Below are 18263 nucleotides of genomic sequence, written 5' to 3'. Positions count from 1 at the left end.
CAGCCGATCTGGGCCCCAGTCGACAGACTGACGGGCGAGAAATGAAGCCGTTCGCCTGCGTCAATCCGAATCTGGATTCAGAGAAACGAGGTTTCCGATGAGCACCATCACTAAGAAAAAAACGATAGAAGACCTGTTCATTCATGAGCTTTCCGACATCTACAGCGCCGAAAAGCAGATCACCAAGGCGCTGCCCAGACTGGCAAGGGCTGCAACCAATCCGAAACTGGTTGAGGCGTTCAATTCGCACCTTGAAGAAACGCAAGGGCAGATCGAGCGTATTGACCAGTTGGTCGAACAGTCTGAACTCAAGCTAAAAAGACGTATGAAATGTGTTGCCATGGAAGGTCTGGTCGAGGAGAGCAAGGAACTGATCGATGAAATCGAAAAAGGCCCTGTTCTTGACGCCGGTCTGATCGCCGCGTGTCAGAAGGTCGAGCACTACGAGATCGCCGGTTATGGCACTTTAATCGCGATGGCCAAGCATCTTGATATGCAAGATGCCGCCGACCTGCTAGCCGAAACACTGGCCGAGGAGAAAGCCGCAGACGAAAAACTGACCGCCATCGCACAGGAGGGCGGCAATCAGGCCGCCAGGATGGACAGCGACGAGCAATAGCTGGCTGGCAGGCAGGCCCACCTTTCGGCTCAGTTCCTGAATGCCGTCATGTCCTGCAACAGCATGCCCATCAGCCGACTGGCACCAACGCTGAGCTGGCGGCCCAGTCGGCTGATCAGGTGGGTTTGCGGACTGCTGAACACCTCGTTCTGCAGCGGCAAAGCGCGCAATTTTCCGCTTTTGATGTCTTCTTCCACGACAAAGGTCGGCAACAGCGTGACGCCACCCTGCATGGCAAAATGCTTGAGCATGGCAAAGGTATTGCAGGTCAGCGTGGGTTGTACGGTCACGCCCGACTGATGTTCTGCCTGCAGCAGAATCTGACGAATGCCGTAAGACACCGCTGGCAACGCCAGTCGATAAGCGTCAAGCGCCTTGAGATCGATCGGCCCTTGCTGTTCTGTCAGCGGATGGTCCGGGCCAGTGATCACACAGACCGGTTGGCGCTGGTGGGCGTGCGAGCGGATCTTGGGATCGGCGGCAGGATTGAACACCAGGCCGATGTGCGCCTCGTCCTCGACCACCTGGCGGATTACTTCGTTGCTGCCGCAGACGTTAACGATCAGCTCGATTCGTGGGTACAACGCCGAGAACTTCGCCAGCGGCTGCGCCAGGCTTTCCAGAAAACCTTCCCCTGATACCAGAGTCACTGAGCCGCTGTGCAGGCCGCGCAGAGCCTGAATCGAGTCCAGCAAGACTTCCTGCTGCGTCAGTCGCTGGCGGTAGTAAGCCAGCACCTTGTCACCTGCTTCGGTCGGCTTGACCCCACGCCGATGCCGCTCCAGCAACGGTGACCCCAGCTCATGTTCCAGCTGCGCAATCTGCCGACTCACCGCAGACGGCGCTACGTTCAGAAAATCCGCTGCCGCTCGCACACTGCCCAGTCGCACCGCCTCGAAGAAATAAAGGATCCGACGATCTTGTACCAGACTCATGGCTGTCCTGTGTTGCGCTAAAGGCAACATGAATTCGATTTCGGGATTATTGCTGAGAGGGTAGAGCGCTGTCCATACTCGCTCATCAGCACAGGGGAGGCCGTATGAAGGCTCTTTGGCAACGTCTGCAGGATCAGGCAACACAGTGGGTCGAGCGCAATCCGGTACTGAGCCGTTATGGACATGACCGACTGTTGTCCCACGCGTCCTTCGAGTCGGCGCTCGCTGCCAACCTGGCCAGCCAGTTGCAGAACCATGTGCCAGGGGCTGACCTCGCCAACTGGTTCGACAGCGTCCTGCAGGCGCACCCTGACATTGCCGAATCAGCGGCGGCAGACATTGATCATCTGGTGATCGTCAATCCTGCCTGCCCCGATCACCTCACGGCGTTTTTGACGTTTCGCGGCATTCAGGCCGTGCAGACGTACCGCATCGCCCATGCACTGTGGAACGACGGCGACCTACAGAGCGCGGTTTTGCTGCAGAACTGGGCTGCCAATGCCTGGTCGGTCGACATTCATCCCGCAGCGCGGCTGGGCAAGCGGCTGTTCGTCGATCACGGTATCGGCCTGGTGATCGGCGAAACCGCAGTGGTCGAGGATGAGGTCAGCCTGTGGCATGGCGTCACCTTGGGCAGCACGCTCAGCGAAGCGGGTGATCGTCATCCGACAATCCGTCGCGGCGCGCTGATCTGCGCAGGTGCCACGGTGCTCGGCAATATCGAAGTCGGCGAGCGCGCCATTGTGGCGGCAGGCGCCGTGGTGCTCAAACCGGTGCAGGCCGGGGTCGTGGTCGCGGGTACGCCGGCCAGGGTGATAGGGCAGGCACCGGATTCACTGGCGACCTTCACCAGCAAGTCTCAGAACTGATTCAGGGAGAAACCGCACATGGCCGCTGTCGCCCAGTTTCCACAAGGCATCGATCACCCGTTAGTGACGGTTCGCGATCATGCCGCTGCCCTCGAGTTGTATCGCCGGATGGGCTTCGCGCCGTCGCCGGTCAGCTATCACCCGTGGGGCAGCGTGACCTCGCTGATGATGTTCAAAAGCAACTTCATCGAGTTGATCGGCATTCATGACGCCTCGCTGTTCGGCACCGGTTCGGTGGACGGTTTCTGCTTCGGAAGGCAACTGGGCGAGTTTCTGGATCGCGGCGAAGAGGGTGTGTCGCTGGTTGCCTTGCACAGCAAGGACGCCGATGCCGACCATGCTCGGTTGACGCACGCCGGACTGGCCAGCCAGGGGCGGATCGATTTTCGCCGAGCGATGACCTTGCCGGATGGCACGCCCGACGACGCGGTGGTTTCGCTGGGCTTGTTCATCGATCCACAGTTGCCGGACGCATCGAATTTCATTTGTCATCAGCACCGCCCCGAACTGATCTGGGTGCCGGGTTGGCAATACCACCCCAATGCGGTGGATGGCATTGTCAGCGTCACGTATCTGGCCGATCCCGTGCAGCTCGAATCCCGCTGGCGGGCGATTTATGGGGACTCGGTCAGTTGGCAGGGCAATGTGCTGCTGGCTGACACCCGCTGCGGTGTATTGCGTGCCATGGACGCGACAAGCGCCGCCAGTCGTTACCCCGACATGCCGCTGCCGCGCGTCCATCGCGAACGGCCACACGCCATTGCCATCGGCCTGCACACCACCAGCCTCGACACGCTGCGCGCCATTCTGGCCGAGAACCAGGTGCCGCACCGGCAGACGCCCGGACGGGTGATGGTAGAGCCGCAGGCGGCGGGCAACGTCATTCTTGAATTCGTACAAAACCTCTAATCGAGATGCAGAACATGACTTTGAAAGCAGGTGTGATCGGACTGGGCAACATGGGCGGCGGCATGGCTGCGACCCTGGCTGGCAAAGGCTTTGACGTCAGTGGCTTCGACTTGTCCCAGGCCGCATTGGCAACGGCCGACAGTAAAGGCGTCAAGCCGGTCGCCGACTGCAAACAGCTGATCCAGAGCGTGGACGTACTGATTCTGTCGTTGCCCAAGGCCGAGCATGTCGAAGCTGTGTGCCTGGGCGCTGATGGGATTCGCGAAGTGGGTCGTGAAGGGTTGATCGTGGTTGACACCACCACCTCGACACCCGAAATGAGCCGCAAGGTCGCCGCCGAGCTGGCCAAAGCCGGCATCGCCTTTATCGATGCCCCCGTGTCTGGCGGCCCTAAAGGCGCTGCCACCGGCACCATGTCGATGGTGATCGGGGCAGAAGACGCTGACCTGGCGCGCGCCATGCCGGTGCTTGAGGGCATGAGCGGCACGCGGGTTCATGTCGGTCAATGCGGCGCGGGCAACGTGGCCAAGATCGCCAACAACATGCTCGCTGCCTGCCACCTGATCAGCACCGCCGAAGCCGTCGCCATGGCCGCTCGCGCCGGAGTCGATCCGGAAAAACTGTTGCAAGGCTTGAACGCCGGTTCCGGCCGCAGCGGCGCAACGCAGGTCATGTTTCCTGCCTGGGTGCTGAATAAAGCCTACGACTCCGGTTTCACCATGGGCCTGATGCGCAAGGACGTCGGGTTGGCCAGCGATCTTGCGGACAGCCTGGACATGGACTTGCCGCTGTCACGCGTCGTCGCCCAATTGTGGAAGGCCAGCAGCGAGACGCTGGCCGATAACGAAGATTTCTGCGCCATCGTGCAACGCACCGATGCCAAACTTTACGGTCATGGAGAATAAGTGATGAGCACTGCAAAAATCCTCGAACTGATGCGTCCTTACTGGGGCGATCGCAGTGTCATCGCCAGCTACGTGGGCGGTGAGTTCATCGAAGGCCACGGTGCGCCCGTCGAAGTGCGCAATGCCCATGACGACAGCCTGCTGCTGAGCTTTCCCGACGCCGATGAATCGCTGGTGGAAAAAGCCGACAGCGCCGCCAGGTTCGCGCAGACCCAGTGGTGGGCGCTGACCGCCCAGGCTCGCGGGCGTGCCATGTATCAGATCGGTACGCTGATTCGTGACGAGCTGGAAAACCTTGCACAGATCGAATCCCTGACCGCCAACAAGCCGATCCGCGATGCCCGCGTTGAGGTGCTCAAGGTTGCCGAGATGTTCGAGTATTACGCCGGTTGGGCAGACAAACTGCACGGCGAGATCATTCCGGTGCCGACCACGCACCTGAATTACGTGACGTACGAACCGCTGGGCACCGTGCTGCAAATCACCCCGTGGAACGCGCCGATCTTCACCTGCGGCTGGCAGATCGCACCGGCCATTGCGGCAGGCAATGCCGTGATTCTCAAGCCTTCGGAACTCACGCCGTTGAGCTCGCTGATGGTCGGCGTACTGATCGAGCGCGCCGGTGTGCCCAAAGGGCTGGTCAACGTGATTGCCGGTTTCGGGCATTCTATCGGTCAGGCGTTCATTGCCAGGGCCGACATTCGCAAAGTCGTATTCGTCGGCTCGCCCGCGACCGGCCGACATATTGCCGTCGCTGCCGCGCAGCGCTGCATTCCCGCCGTGCTGGAACTGGGTGGCAAGTCGGCCAACATCGTGTTCGACGACGCCGACCTGGATGTGGCACTGCGCGGTGCTCAGGCGGCCATTTTCTCCGGGGCAGGGCAGAGCTGTGTGTCCGGCTCGCGCCTGCTGGTACAGGAATCGATCTTCGAGAAATTCACTAACGCTCTGGCGACGGCGGCGACCCGATTCAAGGTCGGTGACCCAAGCGATCCGGAAACCCAGATCGGCCCGATCAACAACGCCAAGCAGTACAACCATGTGAAAACCATGGTTGAGGGTGCCTTGAAAGACGGCGCCAGGCTGGTTGGTGAGCAGGCCGATCCGATCCCCGTCAGACCGGGTTACTACATCAACCCGACCGTGCTGGCGGGCACCAACGACCTGTATTGCGCTCAGGAAGAAATCTTCGGCCCGGTAGTCGTGGCGATTCCGTTCAAGGATGAGGACGATGCGATCCGTATCGCCAACGACAGCCGTTTCGGCCTGGCGGGTGGCGTCTGGACCCGTGACGTCGGGCGTGCACATCGGGTGGCGAAGCAAGTACGTGCCGGAACATTCTGGGTCAACGGCTACAAGACCATCCACGTCAGCTCGCCGTTTGGCGGCTATGGTGAGAGCGGCTATGGTCGTTCTTCCGGTCTGGATGCGTTGCGCGAATACAGCGAAGTGAAAAGCGTCTGGGTCGAGACCGCCGCCCAACCCGCCGCCAGCTTTGGTTACGGCGCGAGCCTGGAGTGATCGACATGACGATTTCCAAGACATTGATCGAAGAAGCCACGGTCTGGCGCCGCAGGATTCATGCGGCCCCGGAGCTGGGGTTTCAGGAACTGAAAACCTCCGACGCAGTGGCTGAGTTGCTGACCGGCTTTGGCCTTGAGGTCCATCGCGGTCTGGGCGGAACCGGCGTGGTCGGCACCCTGCGCACCGGTGACGGACCCACCATCGGCATTCGTGCCGACATGGACGCCTTGCCGATTCAGGAACTGGGCGACAGCGTGCACAAATCCGCGCACAAGGGCTGCATGCATGCCTGCGGGCATGACGGTCATACCGCGATACTGCTCGCCACCGCCCGGCATCTGGCCGAAACCCGACGCTTTCGCGGCACCGTGCATTTTGTCTTCCAGCCCGCTGAAGAGAATCTTGGCGGCGCACAGCGGATGATCGAGGACGGGCTGTTCGAACGCTTTCCGATGCAGGCCATCTACGGCCTGCATAACTGGCCGGGCGTACCGGCCGGCAAGGTGGTGATCAATCCGGGGCCGATGATGGCGTCGCTGGATACGTTCGAAATCACCCTGACCGGCAAAGGCAGCCACGCTGCCATGCCGGACAAGGGCAACGATCCGATTATCGCTGCCGCTGAACTGGTCCTGGGTCTGCAGACCATCGTGTCGCGGCGTCTGTCACCGCTGGATTCGGCGGTGGTCAGCGTGACCCAGTTCAACGCGGGCGAAGCGATCAACGTGCTGCCGGAAACCGCCGTGCTGCGTGGCACGGTCCGTTGCCTGCAAACCCCGGTGCGCGAGAAAGTCCAGCAGTGGATCGGCGAATTCGTCGAGCGTCTGCCGATGGCCTTCGGCGTGCGCGGCGAACTGGTCTACAACGTCGGCTATCCGGTCACCGAGAACAACGTCAATGCCGCCGCGACGATTCGTCGTGCGGCCGTTGCAGCGGTCGGTGACGCCAATGTGCAGTGGGGTTGCAATCCGTCCATGGCCTCCGAAGACTTCGCCTTCATGCTGCACGCCTGTCCGGGCGCATACATCTGGATGGGTGTTGACGGCGAGAAACCTTCGGCAGCCCTGCACAACCCGTACTACGACTTCAACGACCAGGTCATCGAGCCGGGCGTGAAGGTATGGACGTCGCTGGTGGAGCAGTGCCTGCCGTTGGCGTGAGCGCTCAAGACGATGCGAGCAGGTTTACGTCGATACCGGAGATGTCCGGGAGGCAACTCAGCAGGTGCTCGCGCAATTCCAGTACCCGCTGACGCTTGAAGCTGTCCTGCAACCAGACCAGGTAGTAGGCGTCTCCCGTGCCGACGGCGGAGTCGAACGGCAGGACAACCTGACCGTCGTGCACTTCATTGGCGATCAGAAAGAGGTCGCCGATGGACACGCCGTGGCCCCTCACTGCCGCAGTGATGCCCTGATCGAGGGTGTCGAATACTTTGCCGGTGTCCAGGCTCACGAGTTCCGACAGATTCATTCGCTTCAGCCAGCGCCGCCAGTCCCGGCGATCGGTGGAAGGATGAATGAGATCGGCGTTGCGCAACCGTTCCGGCTCCCAAGGCCGATCACCCAGGGTTTCAGCCGAGCAGATCGGAATCAGCCACTCGTCAAACAGCTTGCAGGTTTCGACGTCTGCTCCGAAGTTGCCATTACCCAGCAGAATCGCGCAGTCGTACGGTTCTGAGTAAAGGTCGACGCTGTCGAAGTCCATCCAGACGCTGGACAACTGGACCGGTAGTGTCGGCGTCGGGTTCTGGTAAGCGTCCAGCGCATGCAGCAGCCAGCGCATGGTCAGTGTGGATGGCGCTTTGAGCCGCAGGTGCGTGCCTTTACCTCTGAAAGGCTGGCAAGCGTCCTCGATGATACGAAAGCCGATCTTCAATTGGCTGGCCAGGCGTCGCCCCTCATCGCTGAGCGAAAGCCTCGGGCCGTTGCGCTCGAAGAGCCGGCATCCCAGGGTTTCTTCAAGCGTACGGATGTGGCGACTGATCGCGCTCTGGGTTAGCGAAAGCTCCTGCGCAGCCCGTGTGAACGAGCAGGAGCGGGCGGCGACTTCGAATGCTCTGAGGGCGTAAAGCGGTGGAATACGTTCAGTCATGCCCGGTTCTATCATGATTATTTATCATGATAGGTTACACCTTTTTCCCTTTTTCAACCCGTGCAGATCCCTTCAGACTCCCTGGCTCCTCACTGTCAGGACAGAACAACAAGGATCAGGCAGTGCTTTTTCAGGTCATGCACGAGAGGGAATATGCTGCCCACGTCTGGAATACTGGTATGCCAATCGGAACTGAAGCAATGCCTTGATCGTAATGCTGCCAACGTTACCCGATGGATGGTCAAGGCCTACCGACAATTTGAATACGTGCTGAATGACAAGGGCTTTCCGTGTCTTTTCGGGCGCCGTGCCAATAAGTCCGGAAGTTGCCTGATGCTGTTCGTCTCCCGGGAGCAGGAACAGGCCGACCTTCTTGGCGGCATGCGGGCGTATGTGGCGTTCGTTAGAGAAACGCCACTGGATAAACGCCTGTTCAGCCCACTGATCGTCATATTCGAGGAGAACGGATTCATCAATCTCGCGCAGGAACAGGCGCACGGCTGGGCTGCGCTTCAACGTCTGCACGACGACGATCACACCCCATGGCCGGGTACCGCCAGCGTCAATCCCGAGACGCCGGAGTGGACCTATCACTTCGCGGGCCTTTCGTTTTTCATCAACATGAGTTTCCCGCGTCACACGGCGATGAGGAGCCGCTCACTAGGCGAGCACATCGTGTTCGTGGTCAATCCTCGGGAAAATTTCGACGAAGTGGCCAGTGCGCAGGAAGAAAGCGGGCGTCGGGTCAGAGAGAAGATCCGCCAGCGAATCGCCGATTATAACGATGGCGTGGTTCCCGACACCCTGGGCTTTTTCGGAGACCGCAACAGTCTCGAGTGGAAGCAATACCAACTGTATGAAAAGGGTGGCCTGGCGTTGAGCCGTTGCCCTTTGCATATCAAGCCTCTGGACATCCAGGTCGACCCGACCTGACCCTTGAACGAGCATTACAGGTTATGGATATTTCGTTGCTACTGATCTACATGTTCAGCGTATTCATGTTGATCATCACCCCTGGGCCGGTGGTGGCCCTGATCGTCAATACCAGCATGGTGTCGGGGCCCAGACGTGCAATGTTGACGGCGCTGGGCACCAATTGGGCGTCATTGGTCCTGGTGCTGGTGGCGGCCCTGATCCTGACGGGCACGCTGTCGATCAGTGCCAGCATGCTCAATTGGATCAGCCTGGTGGGGTGCTTTTTCATCGCCTATCTGTCGCTGGCCGCCTTGAAGCACGCGTTGCGAGGCACTCCTGAGCCCGAAGGCGTGCCGTTACAGACCGGCAAGCGGCACAGCGGCCTGGTAACCGGGTTTCTGGTAGGTATTTCCAACCCCAAGGACATTATCTTTTTCGTCTCGTTCTTCCCGCAGTTCATCCATGTCACCGGGTCGTTCAAGGGCAGCATTGCCGTGCTGTCGGCGCTCTGGATCATCATTGATCTGTCGATTCTGTTCGCCTACATTTTCCTCATGCGCCAGAAGCTGGCCATGAGGTACAAACGCAAGATCGAACTGCTCTCCAGTATCACGCTGTTGCTGATCGCCACAGGCGGGATTGTTTACTCGGGGTCCACGTTACTGAATCAGTGACGTGGGCGACAAGGTGCACGAATGCGCCTGTTCGGCGGGGCAGATCAACACTCGATCAGGTTGACCGCCAGGCCGCCGCGTGAGGTTTCCTTGTATTTGTCGTGCATGTCCGCACCGGTGTCGCGCATGGTGCGGATGGCGTGGTCGAGCGAGATGAAGTGCTCGCCGTCGCCGCGCAGGGCCATTTGCGCTGCGTTGATGGCCTTGACGGCGGCAATCGCGTTGCGCTCGATACACGGCACCTGAACCAGGCCGCCGACCGGGTCGCAGGTCAGGCCCAGGTTGTGCTCCAGGCCAATTTCAGCCGCATTTTCCACCTGCTCGGGCGTCGCGCCGAGAATTTCTGCCAGGCCCGCAGCGGCCATCGCGCAGGCTGAACCTACCTCACCCTGACAGCCGACTTCGGCGCCGGAGATCGAGGCGTTTTTCTTGCATAGAATGCCGACGGCAGCCGCGCTCAGGAAGAAACGCACCACGTCGTCATCGTTGGCCGTGGGTTTGAATTTCATGAAATAGTGCAGCACAGCCGGCACGATACCGGCTGCGCCATTGGTCGGCGCCGTCACCATTCGCCCGCCTGCGGCATTCTCTTCGTTGACGGCGAGGGCGAACAGGTTGACCCATTCCATAGCGCTGAGGGTCGAGCCGATCACGTTCGGGTTGTCGAGGTTCTGCAGGCTTTGATGCAGCCGATAGGCACGGCGACGAACGTTCAGGCCGCCGGGCAGAATCCCGGTTTCGGTCAGGCCCTTGTCGACGCAGGCGCGCATGGCGGCCCAGATAACCATGATCCGCGAGCGGATTTCTTCTTCGCTGCGCCAGACCTTTTCGTTGGCCATCATCAATTCGGAGATGCTCAGGCCGTGGGTCTTGCACAGCTTGAGCAATTGCGCGCCGCTGGAAAAATCGTAGGGCAGCACGGTGTCGTCTGCATCCAGCACGCCGCTGGCCGCCTGCGCGGCGTCAATCACGAAACCACCGCCCACCGAATAATAGGTCTGCTCATACAGTTCGCCGGACTTGCCATACGCACACAGCGTCATGCCGTTAGGGTGATACGGCAGGCTTTCGTCCAGCAGGCACATGTCGCGCTCCCAGACGAAGTTGATCGACTGTTCGCCTGCCAGCAACAGATTGCCGTCGGCGCGCAGGGCATCGATGCGTTGGTTGACCTGGCTGGGGTCGATCTGGTCCGGCCATTCGCCCATCAATCCCATTACCGTGGCGCGGTCGCTGCCATGACCGATGCCGGTCGCGGACAGAGAGCCGTACAATCGCACCTCGATACGTTCTACGCTATGCAGGCGGTCCTGATTGCGCAGGTCGGTCACGAACAGCGCCCCGGCGCGCATCGGCCCGACGGTATGCGAACTGGACGGCCCAATGCCGATTTTGAACATGTCGAAGACGCTGATGGCCATCACGGAGGTCCTTCAAGTGAGATGATGCAGAGGAGTTGAGGACTCCTTCTTTCTGGTCTTCATCTTTGGCTTGAGCCGTCGAAACGACAAACGATTGTTCCTATGCAACGCTTTAGCGGAACTCTTCAATGAGCAGAATTTTCAACGCACAGATGCATGCCTGGTTGCAGGTCTTCGCCTGTGCGGCCCGACATCTTTCCTTCACCCGTTGTGCTGAAGAGCTACACGTCACGCCTGGCGCGATCAGTCAGCAGATGCGCCAGCTCGAAGAGCGTCTGGGGTTTGCGCTGTTTCATCGGGTCGGGCGCGGCCTGGAACTGACTGCCGAAGGGCAGCGCCTGGCCATCGTGGCCAACGAGGTGCAAAGCCGCATCAGTGAAGAGCTGCGCCTGCTGTATTCAGGACGAATCGGCGGGGTGTTCAAGCTGCGCTGCATTCCTTCGTTCTTGAGCAAGTGGCTGATGCCGCGCCTGCCGCGCCTGCAGGCGGCGTTTCCAGACATTCAATTGCGTATCATCGCCGAAGACAGCAGCGGCTCGTTGCGTGACGACGATTTCGACCTGGCCATCGACCTGAACGACGGCAGCTATCCCGGCCTGTCGACGACGCCCTTGTTGGAAGAGGAGTTGTTTCCGGTCTGCTCGCCCAAGCTGCTTGAAGGCAGACCGCCGCTGGATACACCCAGCCAGCTGGTGCACTTTCCGCTGTTGCACGACATCACCGCCTGGCGCGACAGCTATGAATACGCCGAGTGGGAGTTCTATCTGACGGCGATTGGTGCCGATGGCATCGATGTGCGCCGGGGCCACACCTTCAACCGCAACCACCTGACCATCGATGCCGCCCGGATGGGCATGGGCGTGGCCATCGCGCGCAAGGCGCTGATCACTGATGAACTGGAGCAGGGCTCGCTGATCGTGCCGTTCGGCCACCCGATCAAGGCTCGCAAGAAATATGTACTTGCCTATCGCGAAGGCGCCCTCAACACCCCGGCCCGGCGCGCCGTGCATGACTGGCTGGTGAATGAGGCGTAAAAGCTGATTTCGGGTGCAGGGTGTTTGGCGGATGTGCCGGGGTATTCGCGGACAAGTCCCACGGGCTGGATAGCGGTAGGAGTGGACTCCCACGAGCTGGATAGCAGTGGGAGTGGACTTGTCCACGAAGGCCTTTCAACGAGTCGTTACAGGTCTTGCATTCAGATCAATGGAACAGTTCGGCAATCAGCACCGCGCCGATGAAGGTGCCGAAGTTGGCCAGAAACGACACCAGCACGATTCGCCAGCCCAGGCGACGAAACGCCGGCAGGTCCTTGGCAATCGACAGACCCGCGAAGGTCAGCATCGGTGTGATAACCGCCAGCATGTTGATCGAGCTGGTCAGGCGAGCGATCTCGGCTGCCCACGGGCAGGCGGGGGACGTCAGGAACATGGCGACCAGCGACACGGTGCATACGGCCGGAATCTTGCGACGAATCAGGCTGCACAGCGCTTCGCCGAGGAAGGCACAGAAGATCATGATGCCCATGCCGGTAAAGGCATCGGCGGACAACGTCTTGTAGCCGACGTAGTTGGCAATCAATGCCAGCGCACCGGCGGCCAGCCACGCGCTGATCTTGCCCGACCAGCCAAGCTCCGGCACGTCGAGTGATACGTCGCTGTGGCGCAATCCGTCTTCGCCGATTGACGCCTTGGTGGTGCGGCCGATCAGCGGTTCGAGTACCCGGTAGCCCCAGACCGCCAATGGCAGCGAGATGAACAGTGTGAAGTAGGTGCCGATGGTGGTGGTGATCAGGTTGGAGGCGGCTGCCAGGGTCATCACTTCTTTGGCGACTTCCGGTGTCTGTTGCGCGGCGATGGCCCCTGCGGCGGCGGCCATCATGCTGCCCGAACCGATGCCTGAACCCATCGCCAATGAGTTGGGATGGAAGATCCCGAGGCTGGCGATGAAACCGGCGACGATGGCAATGAACAGTGCGCCGAACAGGGTGCCGGTCAGGTACTCGGCCAGCACGCCGCGACCTTCCGGCGAGTCCATGCCGTAACGTTCACCGATGATTGCCAGGCTTGGCTCACGGCCGACCGAGAAGGTCGCGCCAATCGCTTCACGCTTGATGCCCAGCATCAATGCCACCGGCAGGCCCAGCATGACCGTGCCGACAAAGTGGCCGAACTCTTGAAAGACCAGCGCCCAGCCCGAGGCGAACACCACCGGCAGCGATCCACCCACCACCAGGCCGAGTTTGGCAATGAAGATCAGCAGCGCAGGTTGCAGGATCGAGGCTGAGCGCAGTTGGGTGCCGTGATCGATACCGATGCTGCCCGGCATACGGCGACTGGCAATGCCGATCATTGCGCCCAGCAGCAGCGCCCAGACCATCGGCAGCAACACCACCTTGCCCGGACCCAGAGGAATGCTGAAGGCGCCGATCGATTCGGCAACGACAAGGATGACGGCGGCCCAGACATACAGTTTCACTGTCGATGAAACGGCCTGCTTGTCGCCCGCCACGGCGGCGTGTGAGTTTTGCATGATGATCCCCTTGCCTGCTGAATGACCTTTTTCAGGTCTTATCAATCGTTATTTTGTTTTTCAGGTAGGCGCAGTGAAGCGCCAGGGCAGCGTTGGAAGTCCATGGAGTCATGGAGGCCGTTATCGGGCCGAGTATTTTTATGAGACCGGGGAGAGCCCCGTTCCAGGCCGCTTCGGGCCTTGCGAGAGGTATTGCGCGGGGGGTGTCGAAGGCTCCAGCACCCCAAGCAAAATGCCCTTGTGCCATCGCAGTATGCATAGCAGGAGGTTGCACACCAATATTGCCGATTTTATTTATCGTTGCGTTAAAGAGAACACTGAAAGGGGTACTCCGGACCGCTTTTCATCTTCTCGATAAAGGTGCGGATTGCATGCCGACGCGAGCGGTGACGGGATGACGTCAATCCCGCCTGCGCGGCATCGGGCGGTGGTGCGCTAAAGCCCCAGCGCCTTTGCACAGGCATCGAGCGACCTGCGCTCGGTCTCGGCATACAGCGTCAACTCATCCAGCGTCACGCGGCCCAGTGCCTGCTGGAAATCGGCCTGGTTGGAGTGCGTCGCATAGTGCGCTTGCGCGTTGTCGCCCAGATTGGACTGGAAGATGCCCGCCGCACTGACTGGCAGGAAGTCTTCGTACACCAGCGGTTCGAACCGTACATGACCGGCCTGAATCAATTGCTCAAGGTCTGCGCCAGCCTCAAGACGCGCAGCCAGGCCCGCCTCGGTCGGGAAGTATCTAAAGTAGGCCAGGCCTTGAGTCCGCATCTCACCGTAGTTGTCCGGAAACGCCTGAAAAGTTTTCTCCATCAGTGCCGCATAGCGCAGTGCATTGGCCTCGTTGGGGAATTCGCCCAACTCGTCGCGTGCCGCGTTCAGCAGCCGGTCGTAGAGTTCGCGGCCCTTGGGCGTCAATGCGGCACCTCGTTGTTCGATCTCGCCGAAACGCGCCGAGTGACTGCCGGACGCCTGGGTGCTTTGAGCGACGAAAGTGATCGGCTCTTCCAGCGCCTTGAAGCTGGTCTGGCGCAGCAGAATCGGGCAGCGCCGACGCGGCGGACCCTCGACCACCGCTTTGGGCGTGATGCCTTTGCCGGGCATGCCGGTCTGGACCGCGTCGATGTCCAGCGTACGCGGCGTCAAGTGATTGATGTGCGGCCCCCGGAACGCCACCACATCGGCAATCAGGCGATGCTGGGCGTTGAGCTTTCTGTACTCGTCCAGCGACACGGTGGCGGTGCTGTGCCAACGGAAAGTTTCCAGCGCCTGCCGGATGAACTCAGCGGCATCGGACTCGCTCAGGCCGCCGTCAGCCTCGTGCCGTTCGATCAGTTCAATGGCTTTCGGGGTGAAGATCTGTCGCTTGGCCAGCACCTGACTGGCGAACGCGCGCAGGCTGTCGCTCTCGATCAGTTCGAGGCGCAGCAGTGAGGTAAACACCCGAAACGGGCTGATTTGCAGGGCGCTTTCATGCACAGCGCGAAAGGCCGTCGAATGCACCGGCACACCCGCAGGCGTCAGGTCGTAGTAACCGACGGGCTCCATGCCCATGACCGCGAACAGGCGGGCGAGGGTGGCCAGTTCCAGTGCAGTGCCGACCCGGATTGCGCCGTGGCGCTCCATGTCCAGACGCTGGATTTCGCCGGTCTGGGTCAGGCTGTCCTGCAGGTTGCTGTCGCGTTGCATGACCCGCTCGTTGACCTCGCTCACCAGTTCCATCAGCGTGCCGTACAGCGGAACTTCTTCCTGGTACATGTGCGACATGGCGCGGGAAAAACCGGCGCGGATGTCATCGGGATTGGCGAAGCGTGCAGTGCTCATCTTGGGTGGTTCTCCGTACTGTTCACGGTCGGTATCCGGTTGATTGGCATCAGGCCAGCGCCGCCAGGCAACGCTCGAAAATATCCAGCCCTTCTTCCAGTACCGCAGGCTCGATGGTCAGCGGGATCAGCAGCCGGATGATGTGCCGCGACTTGCCGCTGGGCATTAACAGTAGCCCGGCGTCTCTGGCCGAGGTCAGCAGTTGGGCAAGTTGTTTCGTGGCTGGCGTGCCGTCGGCGGTGGCCAGTTCGATCCCGCGCATGCAGCCCACACCGGTCAATCTGCCCAGATAAGGCGAAATCCGGCGGGTCTGCCAGGCGTTGTAGCGCGACACGATCGCCTGTTCCTGTCGCTCGCCCCACGTGGACAGGTTTTCATCGGTCATTTGCGCCAGCGATGCCAGTCCCGCCGCACAGCCAATCGGATTGCCGGAATAGGTGCCGCCCAGACCGCCCTTGGGCAGGTTGTCGAGCAGTGTCTTGCGACCGACCACGGCACCGAGCGGGATGCCTCCGGCGATGCTTTTGCCGAGCAGGATCAGGTCCGGTTCGATACCCAGCCGACTGAATGCAAAACGCTGTCCGGTGCGGCCGAAGCCGGACTGGATTTCATCGGCGATCAGGACGATGCCGTGCTCGGTGCAGAACGCACGCAGCGCCTGAGCGAAGTCCGGCTCCATGGCCAGAAAACCACCTTCGCCCTGCACCGGCTCGAACATGAAACAGGCCACATCGTTGACGTCGATTTCAACGCTGAACAGCCGCTCCAGTGCCTTGAGGGCCTGTTCGATGGTCACGCCGTGGTCCTTGCTGGGGAACGGGATGTGGAACACCGGGCCAGGCAAGACGCCGATTTTCTGTTTGTACGGCGCCACCTTGCCGTTGAGGTTCAAGGTCGCCAGGGTGCGGCCATGAAAACCGCCGTCGAAGGCCACCACGGCGGTGCGGCCTGTCGCGCCCCGTACGATTTTCAGCGCGTTTTCTGCCGCTTCCGCGCCACTGTTGGTGAGCATGCCGCTGAGCGGATACGTCACCGGAATGAACTGCGTCAGTTGTTGCATGAACTGAAGGTAGGGCGCGTGCGGCGTGGCGTTGAAGCAGTAATGGGTCAGCCTGCCGGCCTGTTCCTGAATCGCCTTGACCACTTGCGGGTTGCAATGCCCCAGATTGAGCACGCCGATGCCGCCGACGAAATCGATGTAGCGCTTGCCGGTGGTGTCCCAGACTTCAGCGTTGCGTCCGTGAGACAGCGTCATGTTGTGGACGAACGAAATGGACTCGCTGATGTGTTCGCTCATGGGCGCTGCTTGCCTCGAAAGTGTGTCGATGCGCCTTATCTAAGCGAATTCCCGGCCTGCCTCGCAAACGAAATAAAATCACCGGGTCATTCCAATAATTCCGGAAGTTCTGATATTTGGTGCCGTTCAAGGGCGGTACTTCATTCCTAAATGGAATCATGTTTTTCAAAATCATCGTTTGTGAGGGCTCTTGAGCGGGTCGATACTGGGTCATCAGTGATGTTCACCCTTCTCATGACAGGAGAATCAGCATGGTTGCCGAGTTGTTAGCGAATCTGGGCGTGGCGAAAAGTGCCTATACGGACGGAGGCTACCCCGTCCATACCCCCATCGATGGCAGCCAGATCGCTTCTGTCACGCTGGAAAACAGGACTCAGGTGCAGGCGCGGATCGAGAGCGCCCACAAGGCTTTCCTGGCCTGGAGAACCGTTCCGGCCCCGCGTCGTGGTGAACTGGTGCGGATTTTTGGCGAGGTGTTGCGCGAGCACAAAGCCCAATTGGGCGAACTGGTGTCGATCGAGGCGGGCAAGATCACTCAGGAAGGCCTGGGCGAGGTTCAGGAAATGATCGACATCTGCGACTTCGCCGTCGGCCTGTCGCGTCAGTTGTACGGCTTGACCATCGCGTCCGAGCGTCCTGGGCACCATATGCGTGAAACCTGGCACCCGCTGGGCGTGGTCGGCGTCATCAGTGCCTTCAATTTTCCGGTCGCCGTGTGGGCGTGGAACACCACACTGGCGCTGGTCTGTGGCAACCCGGTGATCTGGAAACCGTCGGAAAAGACCCCGCTGACCGCGCTGGCGTGTCAGGCGCTGTTCGATAAGGCGTTGAAGATATTTGGTGACGCGCCGCAAAGTCTGGCGCAACTGGTCATCGGCGACCGTGAGGCCGGTGAAGCGCTGGTGGACGATCCGCGCGTGCCGCTGATCAGCGCCACCGGCAGCACTCGCATGGGCCGTGAAGTCGGGCCGCGTGTGGCGGCACGTTTCGGACGCAGCATTCTGGAACTGGGCGGCAACAATGCAATGATTCTCGCCCCCAGCGCCGATCTGGATCTGGCGGTGCGCGGCATCCTGTTCAGTGCCGTGGGCACCGCGGGACAGCGCTGCACCACCTTGCGCCGCCTGATCGTGCACCGCTCGATCAAGGACGAAGTGGTTGCGCGGGTCAAGGCCGCTTACGCCAAAGTACGCGTCGGCGATCCCCGTGAAGGCAACCTGATCGGGCCGCTGATCGATCAGCAGGCGTTCTCGGCCATGCAGGACGCGCTGAGCAAGGCTCGCGGCGAAGGCGGCGAGGTGTTCGGTGGTGAGCGCCAGTTGCAGGACAAATACCCCAATGGCTACTACGTCACGCCGGCCATCGCCGAAATGCCCGGCCAGAGCGAGGTGGTGCGTCACGAAACCTTCGCGCCGATTCTGTACGTGCTGGCGTATGACGATTTCGAGGAAGCGCTGCGCCTGAACAACGAAGTGCCGCAAGGCCTGTCGTCGTGCATCTTCACCACCGACCTGCGTGAAGCCGAGGCGTTCCAGAGCGCGGCGGGCAGTGATTGCGGCATCGCCAACGTCAACATCGGCACCAGCGGTGCGGAAATCGGTGGCGCGTTCGGGGGCGAGAAGGAAACCGGTGGCGGTCGTGAGTCGGGTTCCGATTCGTGGCGCGCCTACATGCGTCGACAGACCAATACCGTCAACTACTCCCGCGAGCTGCCATTGGCTCAGGGCATTGTCTTTGATTGATTCGGGCAGGGCAGG

The 18263-nt window shown here is 60.7% G+C and carries 16 protein-coding genes; 10 read left to right on the top strand and 6 right to left on the bottom strand.

What is annotated here, in order from left to right:
* Positions 1 to 97: 97 nt before the first annotated feature.
* Entirely contained in the window at positions 98 to 619 is a 522-nt protein-coding gene (locus tag BZK31_RS13430; protein ID WP_083183470.1) for a YciE/YciF ferroxidase family protein, read from the top strand.
* A 29-nt stretch (positions 620 to 648) separates the two neighbouring features.
* Here the strand turns inward: BZK31_RS13430 and BZK31_RS13425 are convergent, their stop codons facing one another.
* Complete coding sequence (locus tag BZK31_RS13425; RefSeq protein WP_083183469.1) at positions 649 to 1554, bottom strand: LysR family transcriptional regulator; 906 nt, start codon at positions 1552 to 1554, stop codon at positions 649 to 651.
* A gap of 104 nt (positions 1555 to 1658) precedes the next feature.
* On the opposite strand from BZK31_RS13425, the gene epsC reads away from it, so the two are divergent.
* From epsC to BZK31_RS13400, 5 genes are read left to right on the top strand one after another with little or no spacing between them, the layout of a single operon-like run.
* A complete protein-coding gene (gene epsC, locus BZK31_RS13420; protein WP_083183468.1) occupies positions 1659 to 2423 on the top strand; it encodes a serine O-acetyltransferase EpsC in 765 nt (254 codons plus the stop codon).
* An 18-nt stretch (positions 2424 to 2441) separates the two neighbouring features.
* Entirely contained in the window at positions 2442 to 3332 is an 891-nt protein-coding gene (locus tag BZK31_RS13415; protein ID WP_083183467.1) for a VOC family protein, read from the top strand.
* Positions 3333 to 3346: 14 nt separating this feature from the next.
* Positions 3347 to 4237, top strand: a complete 891-nt coding sequence (locus BZK31_RS13410) for an NAD(P)-dependent oxidoreductase (protein ID WP_083183485.1) — start codon at positions 3347 to 3349, stop codon at positions 4235 to 4237.
* A 3-nt stretch (positions 4238 to 4240) separates the two neighbouring features.
* Positions 4241 to 5758: an aldehyde dehydrogenase family protein gene (locus tag BZK31_RS13405; protein ID WP_083183466.1), complete on the top strand. Its 1518-nt coding sequence runs from the start codon at positions 4241 to 4243 to the stop codon at positions 5756 to 5758.
* Positions 5759 to 5763: 5 nt separating this feature from the next.
* On the top strand, positions 5764 to 6921 hold the full coding sequence (locus tag BZK31_RS13400; RefSeq protein ID WP_083183465.1) for a M20 aminoacylase family protein: 1158 nt from the start codon (positions 5764 to 5766) through the stop codon (positions 6919 to 6921).
* A 4-nt stretch (positions 6922 to 6925) separates the two neighbouring features.
* On the opposite strand, the gene BZK31_RS13395 is transcribed toward BZK31_RS13400, so the two are convergent.
* Positions 6926 to 7852, bottom strand: a complete 927-nt coding sequence (locus BZK31_RS13395) for a LysR substrate-binding domain-containing protein (RefSeq protein ID WP_083183464.1) — start codon at positions 7850 to 7852, stop codon at positions 6926 to 6928.
* A 153-nt stretch (positions 7853 to 8005) separates the two neighbouring features.
* Between BZK31_RS13395 and BZK31_RS13390 the strand changes: the two genes are divergently transcribed.
* Together BZK31_RS13390 and BZK31_RS13385 are read left to right on the top strand one after the other, a co-directional pair.
* A complete protein-coding gene (locus BZK31_RS13390) occupies positions 8006 to 8785 on the top strand; it encodes a YqcI/YcgG family protein (protein WP_083183463.1) in 780 nt (259 codons plus the stop codon).
* A 23-nt stretch (positions 8786 to 8808) separates the two neighbouring features.
* On the top strand, positions 8809 to 9441 hold the full coding sequence (locus BZK31_RS13385; protein WP_083183462.1) for a LysE family translocator: 633 nt from the start codon (positions 8809 to 8811) through the stop codon (positions 9439 to 9441).
* Between the two features lie 44 nt (positions 9442 to 9485).
* Here BZK31_RS13385 and BZK31_RS13380 read toward each other — a convergent pair whose 3' ends face one another.
* Entirely contained in the window at positions 9486 to 10862 is a 1377-nt protein-coding gene (locus tag BZK31_RS13380) for an L-serine ammonia-lyase (protein WP_083183461.1), read from the bottom strand.
* 128 nt (positions 10863 to 10990) lie between these two features.
* On the opposite strand from BZK31_RS13380, the gene BZK31_RS13375 reads away from it, so the two are divergent.
* A complete protein-coding gene (locus BZK31_RS13375) occupies positions 10991 to 11896 on the top strand; it encodes a LysR substrate-binding domain-containing protein (RefSeq protein ID WP_083183460.1) in 906 nt (301 codons plus the stop codon).
* A gap of 166 nt (positions 11897 to 12062) precedes the next feature.
* On the opposite strand, the gene BZK31_RS13370 is transcribed toward BZK31_RS13375, so the two are convergent.
* The 3 genes from BZK31_RS13370 to BZK31_RS13355 all read right to left on the bottom strand — a co-directional run bounded on the left by BZK31_RS13370 (position 12063) and on the right by BZK31_RS13355 (position 16506).
* Positions 12063 to 13391: a DUF3100 domain-containing protein gene (locus BZK31_RS13370; RefSeq protein WP_083183459.1), complete on the bottom strand. Its 1329-nt coding sequence runs from the start codon at positions 13389 to 13391 to the stop codon at positions 12063 to 12065.
* Positions 13392 to 13826: 435 nt separating this feature from the next.
* Positions 13827 to 15209, bottom strand: coding sequence for a 2-oxoadipate dioxygenase/decarboxylase HglS (gene hglS, locus BZK31_RS13360; protein ID WP_083183458.1), 1383 nt, complete (start codon positions 15207 to 15209; stop codon positions 13827 to 13829).
* A 49-nt stretch (positions 15210 to 15258) separates the two neighbouring features.
* Positions 15259 to 16506, bottom strand: a complete 1248-nt coding sequence (locus tag BZK31_RS13355) for a 2-aminoadipate transaminase (protein WP_083183457.1) — start codon at positions 16504 to 16506, stop codon at positions 15259 to 15261.
* Between the two features lie 251 nt (positions 16507 to 16757).
* Here BZK31_RS13355 and amaB point away from each other — a divergent pair, with 251 nt between their 5' ends.
* On the top strand, positions 16758 to 18248 hold the full coding sequence (gene amaB / locus BZK31_RS13350; protein WP_083183456.1) for an L-piperidine-6-carboxylate dehydrogenase: 1491 nt from the start codon (positions 16758 to 16760) through the stop codon (positions 18246 to 18248).
* Positions 18249 to 18263: the final 15 nt, after the last annotated feature.

It is taken from the genome of Pseudomonas floridensis (assembly GCF_002087235.1).
Taxonomy (GTDB): Bacteria; Pseudomonadota; Gammaproteobacteria; order Pseudomonadales; family Pseudomonadaceae; genus Aquipseudomonas; species Aquipseudomonas floridensis.
This window is presented reverse-complemented; position numbering and strand designations above follow the sequence as displayed.

Excerpts from the sequence above, each read along its gene's own strand:
- BZK31_RS13430 (WP_083183470.1), top strand. The coding sequence starts at position 98 with ATGAGCACCATCACTAAGAAAAAAACGATAGAAGACCTGTTCATTCAT.
- BZK31_RS13425 (WP_083183469.1), bottom strand. The coding sequence starts at position 1,554 with ATGAGTCTGGTACAAGATCGTCGGATCCTTTATTTCTTCGAGGCGGTG.
- epsC (WP_083183468.1), top strand. The coding sequence starts at position 1,659 with ATGAAGGCTCTTTGGCAACGTCTGCAGGATCAGGCAACACAGTGGGTC.
- BZK31_RS13415 (WP_083183467.1), top strand. The coding sequence starts at position 2,442 with ATGGCCGCTGTCGCCCAGTTTCCACAAGGCATCGATCACCCGTTAGTG.
- BZK31_RS13410 (WP_083183485.1), top strand. The coding sequence starts at position 3,347 with ATGACTTTGAAAGCAGGTGTGATCGGACTGGGCAACATGGGCGGCGGC.
- BZK31_RS13405 (WP_083183466.1), top strand. The coding sequence starts at position 4,241 with ATGAGCACTGCAAAAATCCTCGAACTGATGCGTCCTTACTGGGGCGAT.
- BZK31_RS13400 (WP_083183465.1), top strand. The coding sequence starts at position 5,764 with ATGACGATTTCCAAGACATTGATCGAAGAAGCCACGGTCTGGCGCCGC.
- BZK31_RS13395 (WP_083183464.1), bottom strand. The coding sequence starts at position 7,852 with ATGACTGAACGTATTCCACCGCTTTACGCCCTCAGAGCATTCGAAGTC.
- BZK31_RS13390 (WP_083183463.1), top strand. The coding sequence starts at position 8,006 with ATGCTGCCCACGTCTGGAATACTGGTATGCCAATCGGAACTGAAGCAA.
- BZK31_RS13385 (WP_083183462.1), top strand. The coding sequence starts at position 8,809 with ATGGATATTTCGTTGCTACTGATCTACATGTTCAGCGTATTCATGTTG.
- BZK31_RS13380 (WP_083183461.1), bottom strand. The coding sequence starts at position 10,862 with ATGGCCATCAGCGTCTTCGACATGTTCAAAATCGGCATTGGGCCGTCC.
- BZK31_RS13375 (WP_083183460.1), top strand. The coding sequence starts at position 10,991 with ATGAGCAGAATTTTCAACGCACAGATGCATGCCTGGTTGCAGGTCTTC.
- BZK31_RS13370 (WP_083183459.1), bottom strand. The coding sequence starts at position 13,391 with ATGCAAAACTCACACGCCGCCGTGGCGGGCGACAAGCAGGCCGTTTCA.
- hglS (WP_083183458.1), bottom strand. The coding sequence starts at position 15,209 with ATGAGCACTGCACGCTTCGCCAATCCCGATGACATCCGCGCCGGTTTT.
- BZK31_RS13355 (WP_083183457.1), bottom strand. The coding sequence starts at position 16,506 with ATGAGCGAACACATCAGCGAGTCCATTTCGTTCGTCCACAACATGACG.
- amaB (WP_083183456.1), top strand. The coding sequence starts at position 16,758 with ATGGTTGCCGAGTTGTTAGCGAATCTGGGCGTGGCGAAAAGTGCCTAT.